The 25,824-nt window shown below is 67.5% G+C and carries 19 protein-coding genes; 7 read left to right on the forward strand and 12 right to left on the reverse strand.

Translation table 11 applies throughout. From position 1 onward, the window contains the following. Window positions 1-74: 74 nt before the first annotated feature. The 7 genes from KF688_10385 to pyrF all read right to left on the reverse strand — a co-directional run bounded on the left by KF688_10385 (window position 75) and on the right by pyrF (window position 7,707). On the reverse strand, window positions 75-584 hold the full coding sequence (locus KF688_10385; GenBank protein ID MBX3426076.1) for a carboxypeptidase regulatory-like domain-containing protein: 510 nt from the start codon (window positions 582-584) through the stop codon (window positions 75-77). Between the two features lie 17 nt (window positions 585-601). Continuing rightward, window positions 602-1,660, reverse strand: coding sequence for a DUF1559 domain-containing protein (locus KF688_10390; protein ID MBX3426077.1), 1,059 nt, complete (start codon window positions 1,658-1,660; stop codon window positions 602-604). Between the two features lie 257 nt (window positions 1,661-1,917). After that, window positions 1,918-2,832, reverse strand: a complete 915-nt coding sequence (locus KF688_10395) for a PEP-CTERM sorting domain-containing protein (protein ID MBX3426078.1) — start codon at window positions 2,830-2,832, stop codon at window positions 1,918-1,920. A gap of 196 nt (window positions 2,833-3,028) precedes the next feature. Continuing rightward, a complete protein-coding gene (locus KF688_10400) occupies window positions 3,029-4,909 on the reverse strand; it encodes a FecR domain-containing protein (protein MBX3426079.1) in 1,881 nt (626 codons plus the stop codon). Continuing rightward, window positions 4,906-5,469, reverse strand: a complete 564-nt coding sequence (locus KF688_10405) for a sigma-70 family RNA polymerase sigma factor (GenBank protein ID MBX3426080.1) — start codon at window positions 5,467-5,469, stop codon at window positions 4,906-4,908. The genes KF688_10400 and KF688_10405 overlap by 4 nt, the downstream gene beginning before the upstream one ends. 202 nt (window positions 5,470-5,671) lie before the next feature. After that, window positions 5,672-6,727, reverse strand: coding sequence for an endo-1,4-beta-xylanase (locus tag KF688_10410; GenBank protein ID MBX3426081.1), 1,056 nt, complete (start codon window positions 6,725-6,727; stop codon window positions 5,672-5,674). 59 nt (window positions 6,728-6,786) lie between these two features. Further along, window positions 6,787-7,707, reverse strand: coding sequence for an orotidine-5'-phosphate decarboxylase (pyrF, locus tag KF688_10415; GenBank protein ID MBX3426082.1), 921 nt, complete (start codon window positions 7,705-7,707; stop codon window positions 6,787-6,789). A 234-nt stretch (window positions 7,708-7,941) separates the two neighbouring features. Between pyrF and KF688_10420 the strand changes: the two genes are divergently transcribed. The 5 genes from KF688_10420 to KF688_10440 all read left to right on the forward strand — a co-directional run bounded on the left by KF688_10420 (window position 7,942) and on the right by KF688_10440 (window position 17,969). Beyond that, on the forward strand, window positions 7,942-8,742 hold the full coding sequence (locus KF688_10420) for a 1-acyl-sn-glycerol-3-phosphate acyltransferase (GenBank protein ID MBX3426083.1): 801 nt from the start codon (window positions 7,942-7,944) through the stop codon (window positions 8,740-8,742). A gap of 475 nt (window positions 8,743-9,217) precedes the next feature. Continuing rightward, entirely contained in the window at window positions 9,218-10,528 is a 1,311-nt protein-coding gene (locus KF688_10425) for a DUF1501 domain-containing protein (protein ID MBX3426084.1), read from the forward strand. 281 nt (window positions 10,529-10,809) lie between these two features. Beyond that, window positions 10,810-13,041, forward strand: coding sequence for a PPC domain-containing protein (locus tag KF688_10430; GenBank protein ID MBX3426085.1), 2,232 nt, complete (start codon window positions 10,810-10,812; stop codon window positions 13,039-13,041). Continuing rightward, window positions 13,038-15,641 (forward strand): DUF1553 domain-containing protein, encoded by a 2,604-nt coding sequence (locus KF688_10435; GenBank protein MBX3426086.1) that lies wholly within the window; start codon window positions 13,038-13,040, stop codon window positions 15,639-15,641. The genes KF688_10430 and KF688_10435 overlap by 4 nt, the downstream gene beginning before the upstream one ends. Before the next feature lie 63 nt (window positions 15,642-15,704). Then, complete coding sequence (locus KF688_10440; GenBank protein MBX3426087.1) at window positions 15,705-17,969, forward strand: hypothetical protein; 2,265 nt, start codon at window positions 15,705-15,707, stop codon at window positions 17,967-17,969. Window positions 17,970-17,993: 24 nt separating this feature from the next. On the opposite strand, the gene KF688_10445 is transcribed toward KF688_10440, so the two are convergent. The 5 genes from KF688_10445 to KF688_10465 form a co-directional block, all read right to left on the reverse strand. Further along, a complete protein-coding gene (locus KF688_10445; protein ID MBX3426088.1) occupies window positions 17,994-18,458 on the reverse strand; it encodes a hypothetical protein in 465 nt (154 codons plus the stop codon). Between the two features lie 6 nt (window positions 18,459-18,464). After that, window positions 18,465-19,619 carry a DUF1559 domain-containing protein gene (locus tag KF688_10450; GenBank protein ID MBX3426089.1) on the reverse strand — a complete coding sequence of 385 codons (1,155 nt, stop codon included), beginning with the start codon at window positions 19,617-19,619 and terminating at the stop codon, window positions 18,465-18,467. Between the two features lie 83 nt (window positions 19,620-19,702). Then, complete coding sequence (locus KF688_10455; GenBank protein ID MBX3426090.1) at window positions 19,703-20,140, reverse strand: hypothetical protein; 438 nt, start codon at window positions 20,138-20,140, stop codon at window positions 19,703-19,705. A gap of 83 nt (window positions 20,141-20,223) precedes the next feature. Next, window positions 20,224-21,237 carry a DUF1559 domain-containing protein gene (locus KF688_10460; protein MBX3426091.1) on the reverse strand — a complete coding sequence of 338 codons (1,014 nt, stop codon included), beginning with the start codon at window positions 21,235-21,237 and terminating at the stop codon, window positions 20,224-20,226. A 222-nt stretch (window positions 21,238-21,459) separates the two neighbouring features. Further along, entirely contained in the window at window positions 21,460-22,842 is a 1,383-nt protein-coding gene (locus tag KF688_10465) for an endonuclease/exonuclease/phosphatase family protein (GenBank protein MBX3426092.1), read from the reverse strand. 783 nt (window positions 22,843-23,625) lie between these two features. On the opposite strand from KF688_10465, the gene KF688_10470 reads away from it, so the two are divergent. Beyond that, a complete protein-coding gene (locus tag KF688_10470) occupies window positions 23,626-24,297 on the forward strand; it encodes a lamin tail domain-containing protein (protein MBX3426093.1) in 672 nt (223 codons plus the stop codon). Window positions 24,298-24,580: 283 nt separating this feature from the next. Continuing rightward, window positions 24,581-25,651: a PEP-CTERM sorting domain-containing protein gene (locus tag KF688_10475; protein MBX3426094.1), complete on the forward strand. Its 1,071-nt coding sequence runs from the start codon at window positions 24,581-24,583 to the stop codon at window positions 25,649-25,651. Window positions 25,652-25,824 lie beyond the last annotated feature (173 nt).

The raw sequence follows: 25,824 nt of genomic DNA on the forward strand, positions 1-25,824 counted from the left end.
CGAGGTCCGTCGGACAGAGCGATCCCTGTCAAAGTCGACGCCGCCGATTCGAAAACGAAGGCGGCGAACTCGGCTTACCGCGGACGCCGCGTCGGCGTCCAACCTGCGGGGGCTTGATTGGTCAGTTCCAAGGGGACGTCGTTCTTGCCGGGCTTCACGTCCACCTTCAGCGGCGAGTACTGAGCCAGGGCGTACCATTCGGGGGTCAACGCTTTGCCGGGGGGGGGCGGGCCGCCGGTCTTCGATCGTTCGGTCGCCGGCGGCTCGCGCGAGACGACTGTCACGCCGTAGCTGCCTGAGGGGAGGCCGCGCTCCTTGCCGGTGTGGATGTCGTAGCGTCCGTTGGCGTCGATTTGGGCGTAGGCGGTCGGTCCTCCCGCCGCGGGAATGAACGCCACGGCGCCAGTGGTGATTGGTTGGCCATCGAGTCGCACCTCGCCGGTGACGACCGCGTCGTACGCCCCGCCGCAGCCGACCAAGGCGAGCATCGTGGCCGCGACGAGCGATCGCAGCAGGCTGATTCCGGCAGGCGGCGCCAGGGCGGCTTTCTCAAGATCATTCATGGCGACAAGTTCGGGTCGCATGGCGTCGACCTCGGCGACTACTGATTGATGGAAACGACTTCGCCCCGATCCCGGGTCGACAAACCGCGATATACCTGCGTGTCGATCGATTCCTGGACGAAGTGGACGGACCCGTCGGCCATCACGAATTGCGATCCGCCGGGGTGCAGACTCTTGAACCCGCGCGTCTTGTACCAGTACCGGACCTTAATATCCTGGTCCGTGACGCCGGTGATGAAGAAGTTGAGCGGCAGACCGCAGGTGGCCCAATCGCCGTCGGAGAAGAACGCCGCCGAGTGGTAGTCTTGCTGAACGACCCCTTCGCCGATGAGGAAGGTATTGCTCGTCCCGTCGCCGACCATCCGCCCGCTGATCGGAGCGAAGAAGCTGGTCCGCTGGAAAAGGCCGTTGTTCGAAGCTGAGTTGTGGACGTCGGGCGAGCCGGTTTGAGCGCTTGCCGGAGGATCGACGTTGGTGCTGCAGGGGACCGAATCGACGGACAAGAGCGTGTCGCCGACGCATCCCTTGTAGCTGGTCGTCGCGGTCGAGACTCCGCCGGAGTCCCAGTACCACTGTTCTTCCGACGGCTTGGCCGAATCGTCCGACGGGCAGGTGAGCACCGGCAGTTGCGTGCCGATGAGATCTCGCACCTCCATTGCCCCCAGTCCCGTGCCGCGGGTTGCGCGGGCGCCGAAGCTCTTGTCCTGCTTGATTTGATTGACGATTCGGTCGTGGGTCGCAGTTTGCTCGAGCTGCGGCAAGATCCCCACGAGCCACCCTTGGCCGTTGTAGCCGTAGGGGGCCGGGACTTGGAGCGTAACCGGCGTCGAGCTTGCGGCGCAATCGACGCTGCGGACCTCGAACGCCCATTGCGACGTGCTCGTGGGATACGTCTTTTTCGTATCGAGGTAGTTGATGCAGGCCAAGCCGAGGTTCTTCAGGTTGTTCCCGCAGCTCATCCGTCGGGCCGCCTCGCGCGCCGCTTGTACGGCCGGCAACAGCAGGGCGACCAGCACGCCGATGATGGCGATCACCACCAACAACTCGACCAACGTGAACGCGCGGCGCTTCCCGGCGATGCGAAAGGGTTGCGACATAGGACTCGTTTCCTCTGGCTAGTAGTGCGTACGAGGCGATTGTCAGGCGAACGACGCGCGGTCGGGGTCGGGCGTGCGTCGTTGGCGTGAAAGCCGCATTCGAAGATAGGGTTTAAGCGAGATACGAGACGGGGCGGCGACGCGTCGCGAGTCGCTCCGTTTCGTCTCCCCGCGGCCCGCGGCCGGATTCGGCCGCGGGCTGGGGCGACGAGCTTTCGGTTCCGGGACGCGCTCCCACGCGCGCCTGCCGGTCGTCGTCACTTTCGACGCCGCACGAGCGCCAACGCGCCGAGCGCCGTGCCGGCCAGAACCAGCGACGCGGGCTCGGGGATCACGCGCACCTCGAAGTATTGGTTCCCGGCGTACTGATTCAGATTGATCTGTCCGACGGTTCCGTTGAACCCGCCGGCGCCGTCGCCGCCGAGGTTCCCCTGTCCGGCGGGCAAGCCGCCGAGGAACTGGTTCGAGAGGTAGTCGTGATTCGAGCCGTTGATCATTGCCGAAATCTTGATCGTGCTGCCGAGGCCGGGGTTGCCGATCGCCGCCAGCGGGATCGCCAGTTCCAGGCCGGTGGTCACGGCTTGAGCAGCCGTCTGGTCGGCTGCGCCGCTGCCGCCGAGGATGCCCGCGACGTTGGAGTTGTCGAACGCGACGCCGATGCCGCTGGCGCCGACGCTCGCGTTCACGCCCGTCGGCGAACCGCCGAAGATGCTGCCCGAGGCTTCGACGACCGACGCGTTGCCGACCGAGTTGAAGTCAAAGTCGAACTGGCCGCCGCCCCGGCGATTGATCAGCAGGTAGTCGGCCGCGAAACCGGCGTCGAAGGTGAACCCGGCGTACTTGCCGGCCCAGCCGTCGTTGGTGGGGTTGTTGCCGCCGTTGCTCGTGTCGTTGGTGATGACGTTTTCGCCGCCGGGGACCGAGTCGATGAAGATGTTGAGCTTGTTGAAGTTGCCCTCCATGTTGCCGGTGAGGATCAGGTACAACGTTCCGCCCTCGACGACGCCGTAGGCGGCGTTGAGCTCGCTGAAGTTGTCGCCGAACCCGGTCTCGACCGTCTGCACGGCCAAAGCGGAGCCGTAGGCGGCGTCGCGCGTACCGTCGAGGGTCGGCGCCGCCAAGGCCGGCGTCGCGACCAAACTGAGAATCACAAGACCGCACAATCGCTTCATGATGCTACCTCCGGGAGTTGGTTCTCCCCCTCCAGAACAGGTGACGCCGACGACGCACCGACGGTGCGCCGACTCGGCGAACGAACAAGGGAACGGGCTCTGTTAAAAAAGGTCGCTCGCGCCGGTCGGCTTGCGGCCGATCGGGCGAGTCGCGTTCGATCGTCGAACGCTCGGGTCGTGCGCCGCGCCGCTGGAATCAGCTGCGCTCGCCGGCGACGTCGGTCCCGACGTCGGTCTCGTCAAACATTGCCAGCACGAACTGCCCCGATCGTCTGGCGAACGCGGGCGACTGCGGAGGGTGAAAAGTGATCCGCCGTTGCAGTCGGTCCAAGGTCGCTCCCCAGCGGCGCGTCACCGCCAGGAAGTGAGTTCCGATTCGTATCTCGTCCACTTCGTGGATTTTCTTGCCGTCGTAGTTGCCGAGGCTGATCCGGTCGAACGCAAAGTTGCCGCGCAGCACGGCGTCGACTCGGCAGCGGCTTTCGTCGCTGAGCGACTCGGGGTTGCGATAGATTTCGACGAGGTCGCGGTGCTCCACCCCATAGGTGATCTTAATCACAATGAGATTGACTTCCGAGTTTTCGGGGCCCAGCGAGGGAAAATTCGCGACGCCGTAAATGTTGACGTTCGACGTGGCGCCGTACCCCGTGCCGTCGGCTCCGTTGCCGACACAGAGGACGCGGTTGAAATTCCCATCGCCGCGATGGAATTCAACGCCGTAAAAGCCGTCCTCCAACCGGTCGACCCGCTGGAGGAAGCTGATGTAGACCTGTTTCCCGTCGCGGCCAACTAACCGCAAGGCGTCTTGATTCTCAACTAGTCCGGCCGTGTCGAACACGCCGCCGACCGAGGTCGCCAGACTGCGGCGAATGCGATTCTTCTGCGCCGTCAAAGCCGCGTGGTTCCCCACCGGGGCGAGGCCCTCGACCGTCAGGCTCCCCAGCAGGACGCGGTTCGAGTCGGGCCCGGCCGCTTCGTCGGCGGCGATGTTGAACCAGGGGCCGGCCCAGCCGAAGCCGCCGTTCTGGGCTTCGAGCGGACCCTCGGGATAACGAAATCCCTCGTAGGCCAGCAGCCCGTCGTGCGGGCCGGAACTGGGCAGAATGCTGCGAGCGAACAGCGCGTCGTCCGCGGGGACGTGCGTCACGGTGGTCAGCAGCGGATTGATTCGCGCCGCTTGAGCGTCGTTGAGTTCCAGGCTCTGAAACGCCCGGCCCTGGCCGTCCAGCACTTCGGCCCGCAACAGCCCGTTGAATACGTGCAGTTCGGCGGCGCCCGACTCTTGGGCGATGATGCCGAATTCGGCCCCGGCCTCGAGGACGTCGAGCGCCGCGGTGCGGACCTGGAAGCCGTGCGCGCGCTTGGGGACGACCGCCGCCAGCCGTCCGGCGGTCAGTTGGGCCCGGTCGCCGGAGTCGATCGTCAGCGACGCCGGTCCTTCCAACAGCAGCGTGGCCCCGTCGTTGAACGTGATCTCCGCCAGCCCCTCGACCAAGTCGAGCCGCTGTCCCGCGCTCAGCCGGGCGCCGTACTCGATGGCGCCCGCGGAGCGCGACCAGAGACAGTTGTGCGTGCCGGTGATCCGCGCAACCGCGGCCTCGGCGGGTTGCTGGGCGACGGAGGCGGCCGCGGGGGCCGCGGTGCGCGAAGCGAGCTGGCGCCATTGATGCGTGACGAGACTGCTGAGAGTCGCCACGCCGGCCAGCGAAGCGGCGATCGCCCAGAATCCCCAGCGGCGCGAAGCGCCTTCACCGGGGCGGCGTCGCGAGCCGACAATCCCCCGGGGCGAGTCCTCGGGGGCGGTCGCCGGCGTGTGAGGCGCGGGAACGCTCCCCCCCGGAGCCGCGTCGACGATCGTGCCGGCCGGGCGACCGTTCAGCAATTCGCCCGCGTCGCCGTACAGGCTGCCGTGCAACCACATGTAATTTGTGTAGAGCGTGCGAGCCTGCGGGTCGGTCCGCAGCGCGAGGTCGAGCTGCCGCCCGTCGGCGTCGCTGATCGTGCCGTTGCATAGGTCGCCCGCAAGCTCCAGCAGGCGCTCCTTCGACAGCGAGTTGGCGGGGTCGCGGGGGCTCACAGCAATCCTTCAGCGCTGATCGTGCGGTCGATGCATTCGTGCAACGACCGGCGGATGCGATTGAGGGCCTTGTAAACGGTGTTGACGGGTCGTCCCAGTTCCTCGGCGATCGCCTTAAAGCTCGGCGAGGCGTCGGCGTAGCAGCGTTGTACGAGTCGGCGGTCTTCGGGGCCCAGCTTGTTCAGGCAGTTCTGCAGCGCCTCGCGGCGGAAGTCGAACAGGTCGGCGCGGCGGCTCGCGTCTTCGGCGATTTGGGAGCACGCCTCGTCGCTCAACTGGAAGCCCGACCGCTTCGCCTCGCGGCGAAACTTGCGGACCTGGTTGTGGGCGATGACGCTGACCCACTTCACAAAGTCGGTCCCTAATTGGAACTGATCCGACAGCCGCCAGACGGTGACGCAGACCTCCTGAAACACCTCCTCCGCGTGCGCCGGGTTAGCCAACAGCGTCACGAGGTACGAAAACAGCCACCGGTCGTACCGGGCGAAAAGCCGGGCGAACGCATCCCGCCGCTCGTCGGCAGAGAGTCGTCCGTCCCGGGGATCGTCGCTTTCTGTCACGTGACGCCCCTCCCGGCGTGCCTGGACTTAGCGGTGTCTACGACCTCGGTTCTAAGGTAAGGCGCGCGCCATGACAATTTGGTATCGAAAAAGTCACGAAAATCGCAGTGACAACCCCGCCGCCGCTCGTAAGCCGAATCGGGACAACGGCTTGCAGCCGTCGCCGCCCCTCTCGCCGGCGGCCTGCAGCCTCTGCTGGCGGCTACTTTGCCGGGGAACGCAACTCCGGCTGAGGCGCCGCCAGCGCCTCGCAGAGCGCTTCGTACGCCGGTTTCGGGCGCCAGGATTCGTCGAACAACAGTGGGCGGCGCTTCCCCCCTGCGCCGGGGCGGTCGAGCCAACTGTGCCGGTCGCTCACCCCCCAGGTCTGCAGCCAGCCCTCTCCCCGCTGCCGGAGCCAGATCTCCGCGATTCGGCGATACGCCTCGGCCTGCCGCTGCAGACTCTCCGGCGAGCCGTCGGGGATCGCCACGTCGAGCTCCGTGACGTAGTTGGCCAGCCCCAGAGAGGCGATCTCGCGCATCCGGGCCTCGAGCGCGAAGCTCGGCGCCAGCGCCTGCTCGGGGGTCGTGTGGAGTTGCCAGCCCATGCCGTCGACGAGTCCCTCGGCCTGCAATCGACGAACGATCTGCAGCGCGACCTGCCAGCGCCGGGTCTGCAGGGCGTCGGTCTGCTCGCAGCCGTAGTCGTTGTAGAGGAAGACGGCGTCGGGATCGGCTTCGCGGCACAGCCGGAAGACCTCAGTCACATAGTCTGGCCCCAGCGCCCGGCGCCACCAGCAGTCCCGCAAGCCCCGACCGTTCGGGGCGACTGCCTCGTTCACCACGTCCCACACGGCGCAGCGACCCCGGTACCGGCCGAGCGCCTCGCGGACGTGCGCGCTCAGAATGCCGTGCGCTTCCGACTGCGGCGACTGCGTCACCCAGGCGGGATTCTTGTCATCCGCCGGATAGAGGACGGGATGGAGATGCACCGCCATGTCGTGCTGCTGGGCGAACTCGATCGCTTCGTCGGTGAGGCGCCAATCCCAACGGTTTCGTTCCGGATGCGTGCGGGTCCAGAAGGTTCCGATCGTGGCAGCGTTGAACTCTCGAGACACGAGCGCCTGCTGCGCGGGAGTGCGCCAGTCGTCGTCGAGAATCATGGCGCCGATGCGGACTTCGCGCGCCTCGGCGAGATGGCGAAGCGTCGGCGTCGAGGGCGAGTCGGCGATCGGCGGCTGCGCCGCCGGGCCCCGCGACGCAAGGCCCGCGATCACCAGCGCCAGGCGTACGAGGGTCGCGCATCCGGGTCGGCGAGTTTCCCTCGTCGTCCGCGTCATCGCAGGGCCCGCGCTCCCCCCTCGGCGCCGATCTCGGCGATCATGTCGCGCGTCGCCTCGGCCACCGCGTCTTGCCAGCGCGCGTCGCCGAAGCGTTCGGCGTACGGCGAGCGGCGAGCGGCGAAGATCAACCCGCGACTGTTGTTCACCACGGCGCCAAGTCCGCGGTCGTCGAACGCCCCCGCGACGTCGGCCGCTCCGGCGCCCTGGCTGCCGTAGCCGGGGACCAGAAACCACGTGTGCGGCATCGCGGCCCGCAACTCGCCAAGCTGAGCGGGGTAGGTCGCGCCCGCAACGGCGCCGACGAGTCCGTAACCGCACTCGCCGACGGTCGCGGCCGAGAGTCGCTCGACGAGCGCGGCCGCGTGGCGATAGACCGGCTGCCCGTCCGCCACGAGGTCCTGCAGCAATCCGCCGCCGGGGTTCGAGGTTTTCACCAGGACGAACAGCCCCGCAACTCGCTCTTGGGCGACCTCGACGAAGGGAGTGAGACTGTCCTCGCCCAAGTACGGGCTGACCGTCAGGGCGTCGGCATGCCATGGCGCCGCGTCGCGCCCCAGCATGCCGCGGGCGTAGGCCTCGGCGGTGCTGCCGATGTCGTTTCGCTTGGCGTCGAGGATGACCAAGAGTCCGCGCTTCTGGGCGTGGCAAATCGTCTCGACGAGCGCGGCGACCCCCGGGGGGCCGAGTTCCTCGAAAAAGGCCGACTGCGGTTTGACCGCCGGCACGAGTTCGGCGACGGCGTCGATCACCCCGCGGCAGAATTCGAGATAGGCGGCCGCGCGGCCAGCCGTCGAGTCGACGTGCGCGGCGGCCAGCGGCGCGGGGAGTTGGTCCCAACGCGGATCGAGCCCGACGCACACCGGCGTCCGGCGAGCGATCACGGCGGCGGCCAGGGCGTCGGTGAAGTGCGGCATGGGCGAAGCGACTCACGAAGACACGTCGAACAGCAGGCGGCTCGCGTCATTGTATCGGCTCGCTTCCCGCAGGGAACGCCCTCGCCGGGGGAGAGAGATCTCGGGATCGCCGCTCTGCAAAGTCGTGCGAACGAGCAACAGGAACTCGCGCCGTGGCGCGATGTTCCTCGGCTTCGTCCGTTCGCCTATCATGGTTCGCTTTCCGGCCGCACCGAACGCCCGCGTCGAGACCTCATGGAAGACTTGCACTTCGAGAACGGAATCTATCGCACTCCCGCGGGGCGGAGCTGCCTGCTCGGGCGGCTGTTTCCCACGTGGTCGTTCTTTGTGCAGTACCCGGTCATCGTGTGGCTCGCCGCGCGGTTGGCGAAGCGCGGCCGGCTCGACGGGGCCGCGTGGGCCAACAGCAGTCGCCAGGTGATACGAGCCCTGGAGCGCTCCGGGGTTGAGTTCGAGATCACCGGCGTCGAGCATCTCCACGGCATCGACTCGGCCTACGTGCTGGCGGCCAATCACATGAGCACGCTTGAAACGATGGTCCTCCCCGCGGTGCTGCAGCCGTTGCGCAATACGACCTTCGTCGTCAAGCAGTCGCTGACGACGATGCCGGTGTTCAAGCACATCATGTGCTCGAGACACGCCATCGCGGTGACGCAGACGAATCCGCGCGAGGATCTCAAGACGATGCTCGCCGAGGGAGTCGATCGGCTGAAGCGCGGGTTCGCGCTGGTCGTCTTCCCGCAGGGGAGTCGCACGCCCGGTTTCCGCGCCGAGGAGTTCAACTCGATCGGCGTCAAGCTTGCCGCTCGCGCCGCGACGCCGCTCGTGCCGTGCGCGGTGGCGACCGACGCCTGGGGGCTGGGGCGTTGGATCCCCGAACTCTCTCGCATCGATCCGACGCGCAAGGTGCGGATCGCCTTCGGCGAGCCGACGACCGTCGAAGGTCGCGGCGAGGAGCAACACGCGCGAACGCTCGAGTTCATCGGCGGCAAACTCGCCGAGTGGGGCTACGGGCCCGCGGGACCGTTGCCGTGATCGCCGCACTGGGCGCGTGAGAATTCGCCGCGCGAACTTGCTGAGCGGCGCGAGCTTGCGCCCGTCGAGCGAGCTTGTTGGTTGCGAACGGATCGGCACGTTTTGCGCAAACCGATCATGCTTCTGCGCCGGGGGGCGGTTGCCTGGTTTCGCCGGTTTGCCGCGCTGCTCTATTTGTCGGCAGATTTTGCGATTCTCCCGGTCTGGGAATTTTGACCCGACCCCGCCGCTGCGATAGACTGAGTCCCGTCAGTTCGGGCTTGCGACGTGCATCGCGGGCTCGGTCGACAGGCGTCGCTGCCGCCGCTTGTCGAGTTCTCCCTCACACCCGCCGGTCGCATCGACCTCCTGCGTTCTTTGCCGCAGTCTCTTGCCGGGCCGCCGCTCGCGAGCCGCCCCCCGATTCCCTCGCTGAGCCGTCCTTGCTCGGTCCGCTCGGCGAACTCCCCGATCCGCACTGTGGAGACCTTGGCGTATGGCCGTTCGACACGTACCGCTGAGTCGCCGTGGATTTTTGACCGTCGGCGCCGTGGGGGGCTTGGGTCTCTCGCTCGCCGACTGGTTCGCGCTGCGCAGCACGGCTTCGGCGGCGGAGAACGCGTACGTGACTCCTCCGGTCAAGGCCGAGAGCGTCATTCACATTTTTCTCCCCGGCGGGCTCAGCGCGCAGGACTCGTTCGATCCGAAGCCCCTGGCGCCGATTGAATACCGGGGCGAGCTGAAGGCGATTCCCACGAAGATTCCCGGCGAGCAGTTCAGCGAGCTGATGCCGCGCACCGCGGGAGTGGCCGACAAGATCACCGTGATTCGATCGCTCACGCATAGCGAGGCGGCGCACGAACGGGGCGAGATGAACATGCTCACGGGGTATCGTCCCAGCCCGGCGCTAGAGTACCCGAGCCTGGGGAGCGTCGTGAGCCACGAATTCGGCCCGCGCAAGAATTTGCCGGCGTACATTTGCGTCCCCGAGATGCCGAGCCCTTACGCCGGCCCCGGGTATTTGAGCGCGGCCTATGCTCCGTTCGCGCTGGGGGACGATCCGGCGCGGAACGGTTTTCAGGTTCGCGATCTCAACCTTCCCGGCGGCGTCGACGAGGCGCGGTTCGCGCGCCGGCGCGCGGCGCTCGAGGCGGTCAACAAGTCGTTCGTCGACGCCACGCAGGCGGACGGCGTCGTCGCGATGAATTCGTTCTACGAGCGAGCGTTCGACCTGATCGGCTCGGCGAGCGCTCGCGAGGCGTTCCGCATCGAGGCCGAGGACGCCGCGATGCGCGACCGCTACGGCCGGCACCAGCCGGGGCAGCGGATGTTGTTGGCACGGCGACTCGTCGAGGCGGGGGCCCGGTTCGTCACGCTCAGCTACGGCGGCTGGGACCACCATGTGAACGTCACCGGCAACATGCGGCGACTCATGCCGGCGTTCGATCAGGCGTTCGCCGCCTTGGTGAGCGACCTCGACGAGCGGGGCCTGCTGGACACGACCCTGGTGATGGTGACGACCGAATTCGGCCGGACTCCCAAACTCAACCAGGATGCGGGGCGCGACCACTGGGCCAAGGTGTTCAGCGTCGCCCTGGCCGGCGGCGGCGTACGCCGCGGTGCGATCGTCGGCTCCTCGGGTCCGACCGCCAGCGAACCGACCGACTGCCCGGTGACCCCCGAAGACCTCGCCGCGACCGTGTACCACCAGTTGGGCATTCCCCCCGAGAAGGAACTGATCGCCCCCGGCAACCGCCCCATCGAAATCGTCAACAACGGCCGCGTGCGCAGCGAGATCGTGGCGTGACTTTCGGCATCAACGGCGATGTTTTTGTTCGCGTCATGACGCTCAGTCGCACAGGGGGAAACGGCAGCATGACTACGGCGCTTCCGAGATCGAGCAACCGACACGTCTGTTCCGCCAAGTCGACCCGTCCGCTTCGAAGGTCCTCGCACGCGCGGCGCTCGAAGCTTGCAGCGCTTTGTCAGAGACTCGGGGGCAGCTTGCGGGCTGCTTTTGCGCCTGGGCGACTTTGCGCGAGCCTTCTTCTTGTCGGTTCCTCGATCGCCGGCGCCGGCGAGCCACGGTTGGATCGGCTGGAACCGCAGGGGGCGCAGCGGGGGACGACTGTCGCGGTCGAGTTGTTCGGCCCGCGACTCGGCAAGGCGCCGCAGGGGCTGCTCTGGTCGCGCGCGGGGATCGAGGCGACCAAGCTGGAAGTGGTCGACGACAACCGCGTCCGGGTCGAGTTGATCGTCGCCGCGGATTGCCCGCCGGGCATTCACCCGCTGCGGGTTCACACGGCCACGGGGTTGTCGAATCTGGTTCAATTTCACGTCGGCGCCTTGGCCGAGTTGAGCGAGGTCGAACCGAACGATGCTCCTGAAGCGGCGCAGGCGATTCCTCTCGACACGGTCGTCAGCGGACTTGTGCAGGGGGCCGACGTCGACCGCTTTGCGGTCGAGTTGGCCGAGGGGGAGCGATTGTCGATCGAGGTCGAAGGGCTACGGCTGGGACGCACGATGTTCGACCCGGCGATCGCCGTTCTTGACCCCGCTGGACATGAGATCGCGGCCAGCGACGACGCGGGGCCAGCGTATCGCGACGCGTTCTGCTCGCTGCTCGCACCGCAGGCGGGCCGCTACCTCGTCTTGGTCCGCGACGCGGCGCTGCAAGGGGACGGCCGGTCGAGCTACCGGCTTCACGTGGGTCGCTTCCCGCGCCCGGCGGCCGTGACGCCGCTTGGCGGGCGGCCGGGGGAGAAGCTCGCGGTCCGGTTTCTCGGCGACGCGGCAGGCGAATTGAACGCCGAGATCGAACTGCCGGCCGCCGAGACGGAGGCCTTTCCCGTGTTCGCCGGCGACGACCGCGGCACGAGCCCCACGCAGTTTCAGCTGCGGGTCGTCGACTTGCCGAACGTGCTGGAGGTCGAACCGAACGGCGACCGCGAGCATGCGACCGAGGCGCCCCCCGCGGCGGCGCTCGAGGGGGCGATCGCCGCGGCAGGCGATCTCGATTGGTATCGCGTGCCGCTGCAGAAAGGGCGGCCTGTCGACGTCCGGATGCACGCCCGACGACTCGGCTCGCCCGTCGACGGCATCGTGCGGGTGTTCGACGCCGCGGGCAGACAACTGGCCGCCAACGACGACGACCGCGGCGAGCCGGACAGTTCCCTGCGGTTTGCTCCGCCCGAGGACGGCGATTACTTCGTTCGCGTCGAGGACCGCCTCAACCGCGGCGGGCCGACGTTCGTCTACCGGGTCGAGCTTTCCGCGCCGAGCCCCGCGGTCGATCTGCGGATCGAGGAGCAACAACGCTACGAATCGCAGCGGGTCGTCGTGCCGCGGGGCAATCGCGCGGCGATCATGGTCGCGGCAAGCCGTCGCGACGTCGGAGGACTGCTGACGATTGCGCCCGGCGAGCTCCCCGCGGGGATCTCGTCTCCCGCGATGCCGCTTGCCGCCGACGCCAACCTCGTTCCCCTGGTGTTCGAGGCGGCCGAAGATGCGCCGCTGGGGGCGCAGTTGTGGAGCCTCGTCGCTACGCACGCCGAGGAGGGCAAACAGACGGCGAGCTTCTTCAAACAGCAAACTTGGCTGGTCCGCGGGCGGAACAACTTTCCCATGTGGAACCACTGGGCCGAGCGACCGCCGATCGCGGTCGTCGAGCCGGCGCCGTTCAAGCTGCGGCTCGTCGAACCGCAGGCTCCGCTCGTGCAGAACGGGTCGAAGGAGCTGCGCGTCGTCGCCGAACGGGCCGCAGGGTTCACGGCGCCGATCCGGCTGCGGTCGCTCTACAACCCGCCGGGCATGGCGGCGAACAACTCGTTGACGATCCCTGCCGAGCAGACCGAAGGCACGGTCCCGATCACCGCGGCGGGGAACGCTCGGCTCGGCGAGTTCGACGTGGCGATCGTCGGCGAGGCCGACGTCGACGGGCTGGTCTCGGTCTCGACGCAACTGGCCAAGCTGCGGATCGCCCCGGGGTACGTGGGACTCGCGTTCGCCCCCGTGGCGACGATGCAGGGAGCGGACGCCGAGTACGTCGTGCAGGTCGAGCAACGGACCCCGTTCGCCGGGACCGCTCAGGCGGAACTCTTGGGGCTTCCCCCCGGGGTGACGGCGCCGAACGTGGAGATCGACAGTCAAGCCGAGCGGATCGTCTTTCCGCTCACAGTGGCCGCGGACGCGCGCGTCGGTCGGCATCAGCAACTGGCGTGTCGCGTGACGATCGTCGAACACGGCGAGCCGGTCGTCCACACCCTCGGCACGGGGGAACTGCGGGTTGATCCGGGCGCTCCTCCGGGAGACGCGTCATGAGGGCGATCACGGGTTTCGATGCGACGAGCGGCAAGAGAACCACGACGGCACGACGGGCGCAACGAGCGCAACGAGGGGGGGAGTCCTTGGCGGTGAATTCAGCGATCCATGCGTTGGGGAATACTTGCAGCCGTCGGCGAATCGCGCTTTTCGTTGCTCGACGCGCGGCGGCAGGGCTGGTTCTGGGCCTGCTGGGCGGCGTGCCGCTCGACGCGCTTGCGGCCGAGTACGTCGAGCTGGCCCTCTACCCGCCGCAGGTCCGGCTCGAAACCGGCGACGACTCGCAGCGGGTTGTCGCGGTGGCGACTCGCGACGACGGCGTCACGGTCGACGTGACAGCCGAGGTCGTCTGGGATCGCGCCGGCGCGGGGCCCGAGTTGTTTGCGGTGGAGCAGGGGGTCGTCCGTCCCCGCGCCGCCGGCCAGGCGCGTTTGCGCGCCAGCCTGGGCGAGCTTGGCGCCGAGGCCGACGTCGTGGTCGCATCGCTCGACCCGCGCGACGGCGTCGCCTTCCGCCGTGACGTGATGCCGGTCTTCATGCGCGCCGGGTGCAACGCCGGCGGATGCCACGGGGCGGCCCTCGGCAAGGACGGGTTCATGCTGTCGCTGTTCGGCTACGACCCGGCGGGCGATCACTTCCGCCTGACGCGGCAACTGGCGACGCGGCGGCTCGATCTGGCCGTTCCCGAGGAAAGTCTGCTGTTGACCAAGGCGACCGGCGGCGTTCCCCACACCGGCGGCAAACGGCTGGAGCCCGGGGACCCGCACTACGACGCGCTCCTGGCGTGGATCGCCGCGGGGGCGCCGGACGACGGGGCCGACGCCCCGCAGGTCGAGTCGCTGGCCGTCTATCCCCCGCAGTGCGTCTTGGCGGAGCCCGGGGCGACGCAGCAGTTCGTCGCCGTGGCGCGCTACGCCAACGGCGAAGAGCGCGACGTGACCGACTTGGCCGTGTTCTTGTCGAACAACGACGCCGCGGCGGCCATCGACTCCGCCGGACTGGTCACGGCCCAGTCCCCCGGCGAGGCGTTCGTGACTGCTCGGTTCGACGTCCACACCGTGGGGAGCCAGGCGCTGGCGCTCGATCCCGCGGCCGCGTATCAGGCGCCGACCGAGCCGCCGGCCAACTTCATCGACGAGTTGGTCGAGGCGAAGCTCGCCCGGCTGCGGCTTTCTCCCAGCGGGCTTTGCACCGACGAGGAGTTTCTCCGCCGCGTGACGATCGATCTGGCCGGCCGACTGCCGACAGTCGAAGAGCGGGCCGCGTTTCTCGCCGATGCGGCGGCCGAGAATCGCGCCGCGAGACGACTCGCCAAGATCGACGAACTGTTGGCCTCGAAGGACTTCGTCGACGTGTGGGCGCTCAAGTGGGCCGAGATGCTGCTCGTGCGCAGCGAACCGAACCGAGTCGAGTACAAGCCCATGTTCTTGTACTGGCAGTGGATCAGAAATCACGTCGCCGCGGGGACGCCGGCCGACGTCATCGTCCGCGAACTGCTGTCCGCGAGCGGCAGTTCGTTCACCACGCCGCAGGTCAATTTCTTTCAGATCGAACCCGACCCGAAGAAGACGGCCGAGAACGTCGCCCAGTCGTTCCTGGGGATCCGCGTCCAGTGCGCCCAGTGCCACAACCATCCGTTCGATCGTTGGACGATGAACGACTACTACGGCTTTGCGGCGTTCTTCGCGCAGGTCGCCCGGAAGCGAACCGAGGATTACCGCGAGATCGAGGTGTTCGACCGCGGCGGCGGCGAGGCTCCTCATCCGTTAACGGGGCAGCCGCTGCCGCCGAAGTTCCTGGGGGGCGAGCGTCCCGACGTGAAGGGGCAAGACCGTCGCGCGGTCGTCGCCGCGTGGATCGCCTCGCCGGACAATCCCTACTTTGCCGCGAATCTGGCCGATCGCGCGTGGGCCCATCTCATGGGGATCGGCATCGTGCAGGAGGTCGACGACGTGCGAGTCAGCAACCCGCCGAGCAACGCCGCATTGCTCGACGCGCTGGCCGCCCGGCTGGTCGAGCACCAGTTCGACGTTCGCAAGCTGCTGCGCGACGTCGCGGCCAGCAACGCCTACCAGCGGAGCTCGACGAGCACTGCGGCCAACGCGCACGACGGACGGAATTTCGCTCACGCCGCGGTCCGACGGATCCCGGCCGAGGCGCTGCTCGACTGCTTGTGTCAGGCGACCGGGGCCCCGGAGAATCTCCCCGGGCTCCCCCCCGGGGCTCGAGCCTTGGAGGTCCCCGACGGGCAGGCGGGGGGGTACTTCCTGAAGACCTTCGGCAGGTCGCGCCGCACGACCGTCTGCGCGTGCGAGGCCCAGGCCGAGCCGACCTTGTCGCAGGCCCTTCACCTGCTTAACGGCGCCGCGGTCCATGCGAAAATCAACCAGGGCAAGCTCGTCGAAACCTGGCTCGACGCCGGCCAGACCCCGGCCCAGGTCGTCGAGTCGATCTACCTTCGCGCGCTCGGTCGGACGCCGACCGCCGAGGAGTCCGCCGCGCTCGTCGCCCTCTGCGGCGAGGAGCAGCGCCCGGTCGCCGAACTCAAGGACGCCTTCTGGGCTGTGCTCAACTCGCGCGAGTTTTTGTTTATGAGGTGAGGGAGCAGAGGTCAAACGGTTCGCGACAAGTCAGCTCAACAATCCAACATCTCGACATCCGCCATGCGCTTCGCCGAATCCTCGCCTCCGTCGCCCTCGCTGCTGCGCACTGCGCTCTGCGTCCTCTGCGCGCTCTGCGGCGATCTCGTTCTGGCGCGGCCAGCGTCGGCCGACGAGCCGACGAACGTCACGTACGCCGAGCATGTGCGGCCGATCTTTCAGGAGCACTGTTTCGCCTGCCACTCGCAGGACGACAAGTCGAGCGACTTGGCTCTCGACGACTACGCCTCGGCCGTGGCGGGCGGGGCGAGCGGCGAGGTCCTCGTCGCGGGCGATCCGGACGGGTCGCGGCTGTGGGCGCTAGTGACCCACGCCGACTCGCCGGCGATGCCCCCCGACAGCGACAAACTCCCCGACGCTCAGCTTGCGCTCGTCAAAGCATGGATCGAAGGGGGGCTGCCGGAAAACGCCTCCTCGAAGCCCAAGCCGAAGCCGACCCTCGCCGCGGCCGTGGCGCCGACGGCGGACAATCGCCCCGTGGGCGAGCCGGCGATGCCCCGCGACGTGCTGTGCGAGCCGGTCGTGGCGCCCGCCCGCCCCGGCGCCGTCGACGCCCTGGCGGCCAGCCCCTGGGCGCCGTTGGTCGCCGTCGGCGCCCCGCGGCAGGTCGTGCTCTCTCATGCCGACTCCGCGGAAGTGTTGGGCATTTTGCCCTATCCCGAGGGAACCCCCCGCGTCGTCCGCTTCAGCCGCGACAGCAGCCGGCTGCTGGTCGCCGGGGGGCGGGCCGGCGCCTTCGGCAACGCCGTGCTGTTCGACGTCGCCACGGGCGCCCGGTTGGCCGCCGTCGGCGAGGAGGTCGACTCGGTCCTCGCGGCTGATCTCTCCCCCGACCAGTCGCTGGTCGTCGTCGGCGGTCCGAAGAAGGTGGTGCGCGCTTATCGCGTCGCCGACAACACGACGGCGTACGAGCTGCGCAAACATACCGACTGGATCACCGCCGCCGAGTTCAGCCCCGACGGCACGCTGCTGGCCACGGCGGATCGCGCCGGGGGCGTGTTGCTGTGGGACGCCGCGGCCGGGCACGAGACGGCGGTCCTCGCCGGCCATACGCAGCACGTCACTGCCGTCGCCTGGCGCAGCGATTCGCAAATGCTCGCCACCGCCGGCGAGGACGGCACGCTTCGGCTGTGGGATCGCACAGGCAAGCAGCTCAAGTCGGCCGGCGCCCACGGAGGCGTTCTGGCGATCGACTTCCATCGCGACGGCCGGCTCCTCTCGGCAGGCCGCGACCGCGTCGTGAAGCTCTGGGACGGCGAGCTCAAGCATCTGGCGGACCTGACGACGATGGACGACGCGGCCTTGGCCGTACGGTTTACGCACGACGGCGTCGCCGCGATTGTCGGCGATTGGTCGGGCGCGGTGCGGGTCGTCGGCGTGGAGTCGCGGGAGACGCTTCGCACGCTGGCCCCCAATCCGCCGCCGCTGGCGCGCCGGCTGGAGCTTGCTCAGCAGGAATGCGACGCCCGGCGCGCCGCGTGCGAGCAAGCGACGGCCGCGTTGGCCGAGGCGCGATCGGCGTTGGCGTCGGCCGACGCGGCCCTCGCCCGGCAGGACGAGGAGCGGCAGAAGTTCGTCGCCGCCGCGACCGCGGCCAGCCAGAATCGCGCCGCTGCCGCGAAGCGCCTCGCCGAGTTCACAAGCGCTTGGCAGCGCGTCGCCGACGGGGCCGCGGTCGCCGCGCAGAATCTGGCCAAGGCCGAGCAGGCGCTGGCGGAATCGCGTCGCGCGTCGGCCGCCGGCGACAACGGCGAGCCGTCAGAGGGCGACGACGCCGAGTCGCTTCGCGCCGCGGCAACTCGCGCCGAGCAGGCGGTCGTCGCGGCGCGGTCTGCGCAGCGCAAGGCGGAAGAGCAAGTGACCGCCGCCGACGCCGCGCGGACAGCGGCTGAGCGACAAGCCGCCGCCGCGGTCGCGGCGCATCGCGCCGCCGAGGCTGACGCGGCCGGTCGCCGCGACGCGGCCCCCGCGGCCGATCTCGCCGCGGCGCGACAAACGGTCGGCGAGCGCGAGTCGGCGCTCGCCGCAGCCGCGTCTGCGCAAGCCGCCGCCGAGGAACGGCGCGCGCGGATCGCCGCCCAGTGCGACGCTTACCTCAGGGCAGGCGAGCAATTGACCGCCGCCGCCTCGACCGCCGCCCTCGTGCGGGACGAAGCCCGGGCGAAATACGAAGCCTCCGAGCGCGAGGCCGAACTGGCGGCGGCCCGAGCGGCCGAGTTCGAAGCGGCCGAACAGGCCCGTGCCAAGGCCCGGGCCAAGGGACGCTGACGGCGCCCGCGGCGCCCGTGACGGTCAGAAGGCCTTGATCCGCGGGTTCAGCCGCTTGGCCTTGGCAAACTCGGCCTGCGCCCCGGCTTTGTTGCCTTGCTTGCCGAGCAAGAATGCGCGGGCTGCATAGACCTCGTCGAGATTCGGAGCGCCTCGCTCCAAATCGTCGAGTCGCGCGGCCGCTTCGGCGAATTTGCCGGCGGCGGCTTCGGCGACGGCCAGCTTGACCGACGCGCTGCAGTACACGTCGAGATTCAGCAACCGACTGTCGACCGCTTTCCGCAGTTCGACCTCGGCCGTCGTGAAGTCGCCCTGTTCGAAGGCCTTCTCTCCAGCTTCGCAGGCGGCTGAGGCGGCGATCCGCGCATCGCCGTGTTCGCTCCCGCCCGAGGAGCCGCAACCGGCGGTCAGCAACGCCCCGGCGCCGATCGCCAGCATCGTACGACAAAGGCGCCTTTGCGCACTAAAAAACAAGGACGGTTCCGTCATGGGCGGCTACAGCTCCGCGTCCGTCGTCTCGCCGCCGTTGCGGCTGCCGACCGCTCGCCAGACGCCCAGGTCGACGCTGTCGGAGACGATGGCCGTGTGACCGTCGCCGAAGGCCACGACGACGGTCCCCGGATGATCGCTGCGGGCCGCGATGATGGCATGCTCGTCCGGTGTGTCGGGGATCGCGCTGAAGCTGCCGCAGTCGTAGCCGCTCCAATTCGGCGGCGCCACGTGGTTGTACTGCGTGCTGTCGTACCCGGCGAACGGCCAACCGTTCGACCAGTCGTCTCCCGGCGGCCAGCGCCCGGCGGCGAAGAAATCGAAGGTGCTTGCCGTCGGCGTGTAACCTTGACAGTCGTTGAACAACGTTTGCACGGGCATCAGCGTCCGCGATCGATTGCTGGCGGTCACCATCGCCGATTTGTTCGGGACGGCTTGGCCCGGTACGTCGGCGCTGCCTTTGATTCGCTCGGAGAAGAAGGCGGTCTTCGACAATCCGTCGGAGTATTCGCCGGCGCGGAGCCCCTTGACTCCCATCGAGAACGCGCCGTTGCCGCCGGCGGGGATTCCTTCGCTCGACAAGACGTTCGGATCGGCCAGCCCGCCGGTTCCCGTCACCGCCCCCGCGTAGGGGGACGAGCCGCCGAAGTTCGAGCGATAGTTGTTTTCCGAGATGATCGTCACGGTGTTCGCGTCGCTCGGGCAGATAAACAGCCCGGCCGCCGTGGCGTAGGCGTTATAGTGCGGATTGGTCGGGGTTCCGAGAGTTATCATCCGCTTGTATTGACCGACCTTGAAATCGATCATGTTGTAGACGTTGCCCGCTTCCATATAGGGCAACAGCCAGATGTGAACCGAGTAGTAGCCCGACTTGAAGGTCGGATTGTAGGGTTCACTATAGTTGGAATATCCTAGCGGCGTCTCAACGCCGTTGATCGACTTGTCCGGCTTGAGTCGTCCCGGCGGGAACACCCCCTTGGCGCTTTCGTAGTTCGCCGCGGCCAGGGCCATCTGCTTGACGTTATTGACGCACTGGGTGCGCCGGGCCGCTTCACGCGCCGCTTGGATCGCCGGCAACAGCAGTGCCACCAGCACGCCGATAATGGCGATCACGACCAACAGTTCGACGAGTGTAAACGCGGGCGAAACGCGACGGCGCATGGCAAGATTCCTGCGGGGCGATGGGAGCAGGGCCGACCGGGAGCTACGAGGGAGGCACGGACGCGGCGTACGCCCACTCGCGCCTATTGTATCTCAAAGTTCAACTCTTGCTCCCCCGGCGCGACGTCGGCCGACAGGGGGGTCATGCCGGGATTGCTGTACGCCTCGGGCACTTTGCGGGGCGGGGGGGCCTGCCCCTGGGGGGTGTGGGGCCGGTTCGCCTCTTCGACGCAGACCCGATGCCGCCCGATCACGGCCCCTTCGCCCGGCTTCCCTTGGTAGGCGTACTGCAGCGAGTACCGCCCCTGGTCGTCGGTGATCCCGCTCGACCCGACCGAGATCTCCACCCCCTCCGGCCCCGGGTCGGGCAAGAAACGGACAAGCAGGTCCTTGGTCGGTTTGCCTCGGAGCTTGACCACGCCCGTGACTTGGCCGAACTTCGGCTCGGGCTTGCCGCACCCCGCGGAGACGCAGGCGACGAGGACGAGCGCGGTCGGCAGCGAAGCGAGTGTCCGAGTCATTGCGAACCGTGCGTCCAGCAAGGAAGGGGGGCGAAGGGCCGGGCGAGCGGCACGAGGCCCAGGACCAAATCAGCGGCAGGGCTCTACCGTGCTTCGCTGGAGTCGACGATCTCGCCCCCGGCGCGGGTGCTGAGCGCGGCGAGCGTGACCAGGGAAATCGAATCGGAGACGAACCGCGTCGACCCGTCGGCAAAGCAAAGATTGGCCCCGCCGGGATGGCCGCTTCCCCAACCCATCAACCGGTCGTCCTGGCAGGCGTACGAAGCGCCGGTGACGCAGCTTTGCAGGGTGGCGACGGTGCTGTTCACCGGTTGCCGGCTGCTGCGCGTCACGTGCCCCAGACCCTTGAATCCACCCTGCCAGCCCCACAGCGCCCATTGATGGATCAGCAGGCTGCTGCGCTGGGTTTCCGGCTTCGCATCGAACAGGGGGTCGAAATTGAACCGCTCGCCCAACAGGATCGTATTGCTCGAACCGTCGGTCACGGCCCGCAGACTGACAGGTTTCTGGTTGACAGTCGGCGCCGAGGCGGCGCCCGTCGAGAAGAAGATGCCGTTGACGTCGCCGTCCAAGACGTTCGTCGGGGCGATCAAGTCGTTGGGATAGTAGTTGCGCGTGCCGTGGTTGCCGGCGTAGCTGGTGACGCCGTAAAAGCCCGGATACTGCAGCCCCGAGTTGCCGGGGCTGTTGGTGAACTGACACACCCGCTCGGCCGGGCTGTCCGACGGACACAACATCGTGGCGATTTCAGTGGCCGCAGGCGCTTGCGGCGTGTTGCAGTTGTTGGCGAGGTTTGTATCGTCCCAGCGATCGTAGACCGACTGCTGCTCGATGTACGGCAGCAACTCGACGAAGAACGTCTTCCCGCGATAGGGATTGGGGGTTTGCGTCATGCCCGCGGGAAACATGTCGCCGCGCGAGAGATGGTTCTGCACCGCCAGCCCCAGTTGCTTGAGATGGTTGGTGCACTGCGTGCGCCGCGCCGCTTCTCGGGCTGCTTGGATTGCCGGCAACAGCAGTGCGACCAGCACGCCGATGATGGCGATGACGACCAACAACTCAACGAGAGTAAATCCCCGGCGTCCGACAACGCGCATGCGAGTCTCCCTGCGAATGTTTTGTGATATACGACCGACGCCAGGCGGGACGACCGGGCCGAGCGGCAAGGGCTCGGGCTAAGTCGCGGGCGGGCCGTGTTGGTGACAGCCGATGGCGGCAGCGTACACCGGCTATGTTAAGGCCGGGGGAGGGAATTGGAAATGTTTTTTTTGAGATTCGGGCGACTTCCCCTGCGAAGCGCCCCGAGCTGGCAGCGGGGGTCACTCCGGCGCATCTTCCCCAATCGCGACATCCGCCCACACGAGCCGATGGTCGGAGCTCGGGAAGGGGTGCTCTCCCACGAGCCGAAACAGCGGGTCCTCGCGCACCGGCCAGAACACCCCCGAGGCGATCACGCGCAGGTCGGCCGAAGGAAGCACGTAGTCGAGTCGCAGGTTGCCCGGGCCGGGGTCGTCGGGGGGATCGCACGTGTCGTGGGCGGGGTCCCCGTGGTGATGCGCGTTGGCGCCCCCCTGGCGAGCGGCCTGCTCGACGGCGCCGCGACTCGCCGGCGGTTCGTACTGTGCGATCCGCGGCGATGACAACAGGCGATTGATCGAGGGGGAACCTTCGCCGTCGTGCGGGTCGCTGTTCAAGTCGCCGACGACGACGAAGCTGCTTGCGGCCGGCAATCCTCCGGCGTTTCCCGCGTCGTCGACGATGTACGCCCCGTCGGCTGTCGGGCCGACGTAGTCGACCCACAGGCGGATTTCGTCGTGGTTGCGGCGGCCGTTGCGGTTTTCCGGGCCGTCGAAGATCGGCGGCGTGGGATGACTCGCCAGCAGGTGAATCCGTCGCCCGCCGACTTGAATCGGCACGTCCCAGTGGCTCTTGGACGACAGGGGAAATCGCCCCAAGGCCTCGGCCGAGTACCAATCGTTCGGCGCCGGGGTCGCGGGATCGTCGGGCAACTGCGCTCCGGGCATCTGCGCCCAGCGAAAGTTCTGGAACGTCCGCACGCCCTCGGCGTCGATCGGCCAGCGCGACAACACGGCCATGCCGTACTGTCCCTGGTAGCGTCCGAACCCCCAGCAGTCGCCGCCGTAGGCCTCGGTCCCCGCGCGGGCGTTGGTCCGACCGTTGCGATCAAGGTCGAACCCCGACGGCTCCCCGGTGTTCGTATCAGCGAGAAACTGATACGCAAAAACGATGGGCTCGGCAGGTCCGTCGGGGTGCTCGCTGGCGTGCTGCGGGACGGCCAAGTAATTGTCGCAGAACGCCCGGAGCGTCGCGTGCTCGGGATCGTAGTCGATCTCGTTGACGAGCAGCACATCGGGCCGAACCCGTTGGATGATCTCGGCCAGGCACTCGGCTTGGCGATCGCCGGGCTTCGCGAGCCGCTCGAGCACCTCGCCCGCGCGCTCGCCGTAGAGCGAAACATTGAACGTCGCGAATCGCACGCGATTGGGAATTGACTCGGAAAAACCAGGGTTGTTCGGCTCGTCGGCCAGCGCAGGGGGGGTCGCGGCCAGGGCGCTCAGCCCCACGAAAACTGCCAGGGCGCGTCGCCGCCGGTTGGGAGTCGGCGTCGGGGGCGCAAGGCCGCGGCTGCCGGCGGGAAGCGGCGAAAGCGGGGTCGCGGGGCTTGGACGGAAACGGGTCATGGGTCGCTCGCTGGTTGTCAATCGCTGAAAAAAGGCGGCCTTGCGGCGCCGAAAGCTTCACCCCCGCCGGCCGTTGGACTAGGCTGGAGCGTGTTCCGATGCGTGCCGCGGCACGGGTCGGCCGACGCCGCGCGGCCGACGATCAGGTCCTCGCGTGTCGCCGCGCGGGCTGAGACGGCGCGTTGTCGCGGCGAACCCAACCCTCCGAAACACGAAGATCATTGCCGCAAGTTGCGCGGGCAGTGATCGCTGGTCCTCCCTCCCCGACACCTGACAAACATAGCGGCGCTTGCGGTCCTTGGGCGAGCCGTCGCAGCGCATCGTACCACGCTTCGCGACGATCGCAGCGCGGTCCTGTCGCAGAGAACGCCAACCCGCGCCGCTGCCCGGATCGTCGGCGACGCTGCCCGAGTCGCGCGCAGAAACGAACGTCACGCCAGAAATTTGCGCGAGGTTCGGGACCCGCGCGTAGCGACGAAACTCAAGCGGCAGCCACGAGATAGGAGTCCTGCAAGAACTTTCAGCGCCAACTGGCGCGAGTTTTGCGTTGTTGATCTGTCTTTGCCCCAGCGCCACAATTCGCGGTTTGCGATGCGTCGAGAGCACGGCCCGTCGCGCAGCTGTTTATCAAGACTTGCCGCAAATCACATCAGAACTTCACGAAGCGGATGTAGTCTGACGTTCGGATCGCCCAGCCTGTGGCGTCGATCGAGCGAGTTGACGAATTCGAGTTTGCACCACGAGCACTTCCACCACGTTTTAGTTACTTGAGAGGGGACGCTAATGTCTGTGAAATCTCGTTTTGCCTGGACCGCGATTTGCGGCTTGGTCCTGGCAACGTCCGTCGCCAATGTGCGTGCGGCGATCATCATCTCCCAGTACTACGAAGGTACGAGCAACAACAAGTGGATCGAGTTGTACAATTCCGGAGGCGCCTCGGTCGATCTGGCCGCCGGCAATTATCAACTCTCCCATTGGAGCAACGCCAACCGCGAGCTCTGGAAGACTGACGGCGCCCCGACCGGCACTCAAGCCCTCACCGGCGTCATTGCGGCCGGCGGGACCTATCTCATCGGCCATTCGTCCGCCGTGTTGCCGGCCTATGCGGTCGCCGATCAAACCAGCGGCTCGAACGGCGGATTGAACTTCAACGGCGATGACAGCGTCGCGGTTTGGGTGGGGACCACGTTCGCCACGGCGAGCATCGAGGACGTCTTCGGTCTGACCGCGAACACCGCTGCTGATCGCAGCTTTGTGCGCAATGCGAACATCGTTTCCGGCACGACGTCGGATTTCAGTGCGTCGGACTGGACGGAGTATTCCATTGCCGACGTCGAAGGGGCGGCTGCCGACGTCAATGAACGTCTGGGCTATCACGCCGCCATCCCGGAGCCGACGACCGTCGCCCTGGCCCTCGTGGGGCTGGCCGGTTTGGCGGTTCGGCGTCGTCGTTAGCATTTGCCGGCGTGTCGCGCACGCCGCGTAGGATCGTGTCGTTCGACGCGGTCAAGTCTCGCCAACTCAGGCGTGCCCCTCGCAGTTGTCGCTGCGAGGGGCGGGCCTGTGGCGAGGGGCGTGCTGGGCGTTCGCACGAAAACGAAACAGAGGAATTCACTGCCCGCGGAAATGACTGCCGGAACAAAATCCTGCTTCGGTCGGCGTCGCGCTGGAAACCGACCAAGTTGCTGCCGACTTTCTAGTTCACAGACTTCAATCACTCTACGGATCGACTCCTACTATGAAACGCTTTGTCACGGCCTTCGCCGTCTGCATGATCGCGTGCGTCGCTCAGGTTGCCTCCGCGGCGGTGTTCTTCACCGATGCGTTCGAGTACGAAGACGGGCAACTGACGGCCCACAATGAGGGCGCCAACGTTTCAGGCGGCTTGTGGACGACTCACAGTCCGACCCCTGTGCAGACCGTCACTGCATCGACCATGCAAGTATTGGACGGCGCCGCGGTGGTGAAGACCTCCGGCGTCGAGGACGTGAATCGCGTTACCGGGTTCACGCAATCCGAAGGTGAAACGTGGTACTACGCCGCCCGCTTTAGCGTAAACGATCTTCGGGACCCGCCGGGAACTGGAGCGTTGGCCTCGGCAAATCAGTACTTCATTCACTTCAAGGACGACGGCACGTTTAATTTTCGCAGTCGGCTCTACGTACTGCCGCCGAATGATGCCGAGAGTCCGAATTTCACGCTCGGTTTGTCTTCCTCAAGCGTCTCGGGCGGCAACGGACAAGTTGTCAACTGGAGCTCCGATTTGACCTTCGGCGAGACCTACACAGTCGTTGTTTCTTACAAGGCGTTCGACTCCGATCCGGAGACGACCGACGACGGTTTTGCCAGTCTGTGGGTCAATCCGAGCAGTTCAGCCAGCCCGTCGATTACCGACACGCTGCCCAACTCGAACATCACGACCGGGCTTATGACTTCGCTGGCGTTGCGACAAAACGGGGCGGGGAGTTCGAACCCGGATGTGTTGGTCGACGTTGTTTCAATCGGCAACAGCTTTGACGACGTCCTGGCCGCTCTCGGCGGCGGCGGGGGCGAGTTCGCGGCGGCCGACTTCAACGAGAACGGGGCGGTCGACGGGACCGACCTCGGGATTTGGGCCGGCGGCTACGGTTCGACCGGCGCCCCGAAGTCCTCGGGCGACGCGACCGGCGAAGGGGACGTCGACGGAGCCGACTTCCTCGTCTGGCAACGCGAGTACACCGGGCCCCCCGCCGTCGGCGCCGTCCCCGAGCCGACCTCCGTCGGGCTGGTCCTGGTCGGGCTGGCGGTCTTGGCCCGTCGGAAGAAGTAGCCTCGACCATCGTCGGCGACTGACGACGGATGATTGACATCGGGCCGCCCGGACCGTGAGGTCCGGGCGGCTTCCGTATTCCGGCCTTCCTCGGGCCGGAGTCGGACGGAGCGAGCCGCTCGACCCCCGCCGGAGTCGTCGCGGACCAGCCGGTTAGAGGAAGCCTCGGGGCT

It is taken from the genome of Pirellulales bacterium, from assembly GCA_019636345.1.
GTDB lineage: Bacteria > Planctomycetota > Planctomycetia > Pirellulales > Lacipirellulaceae.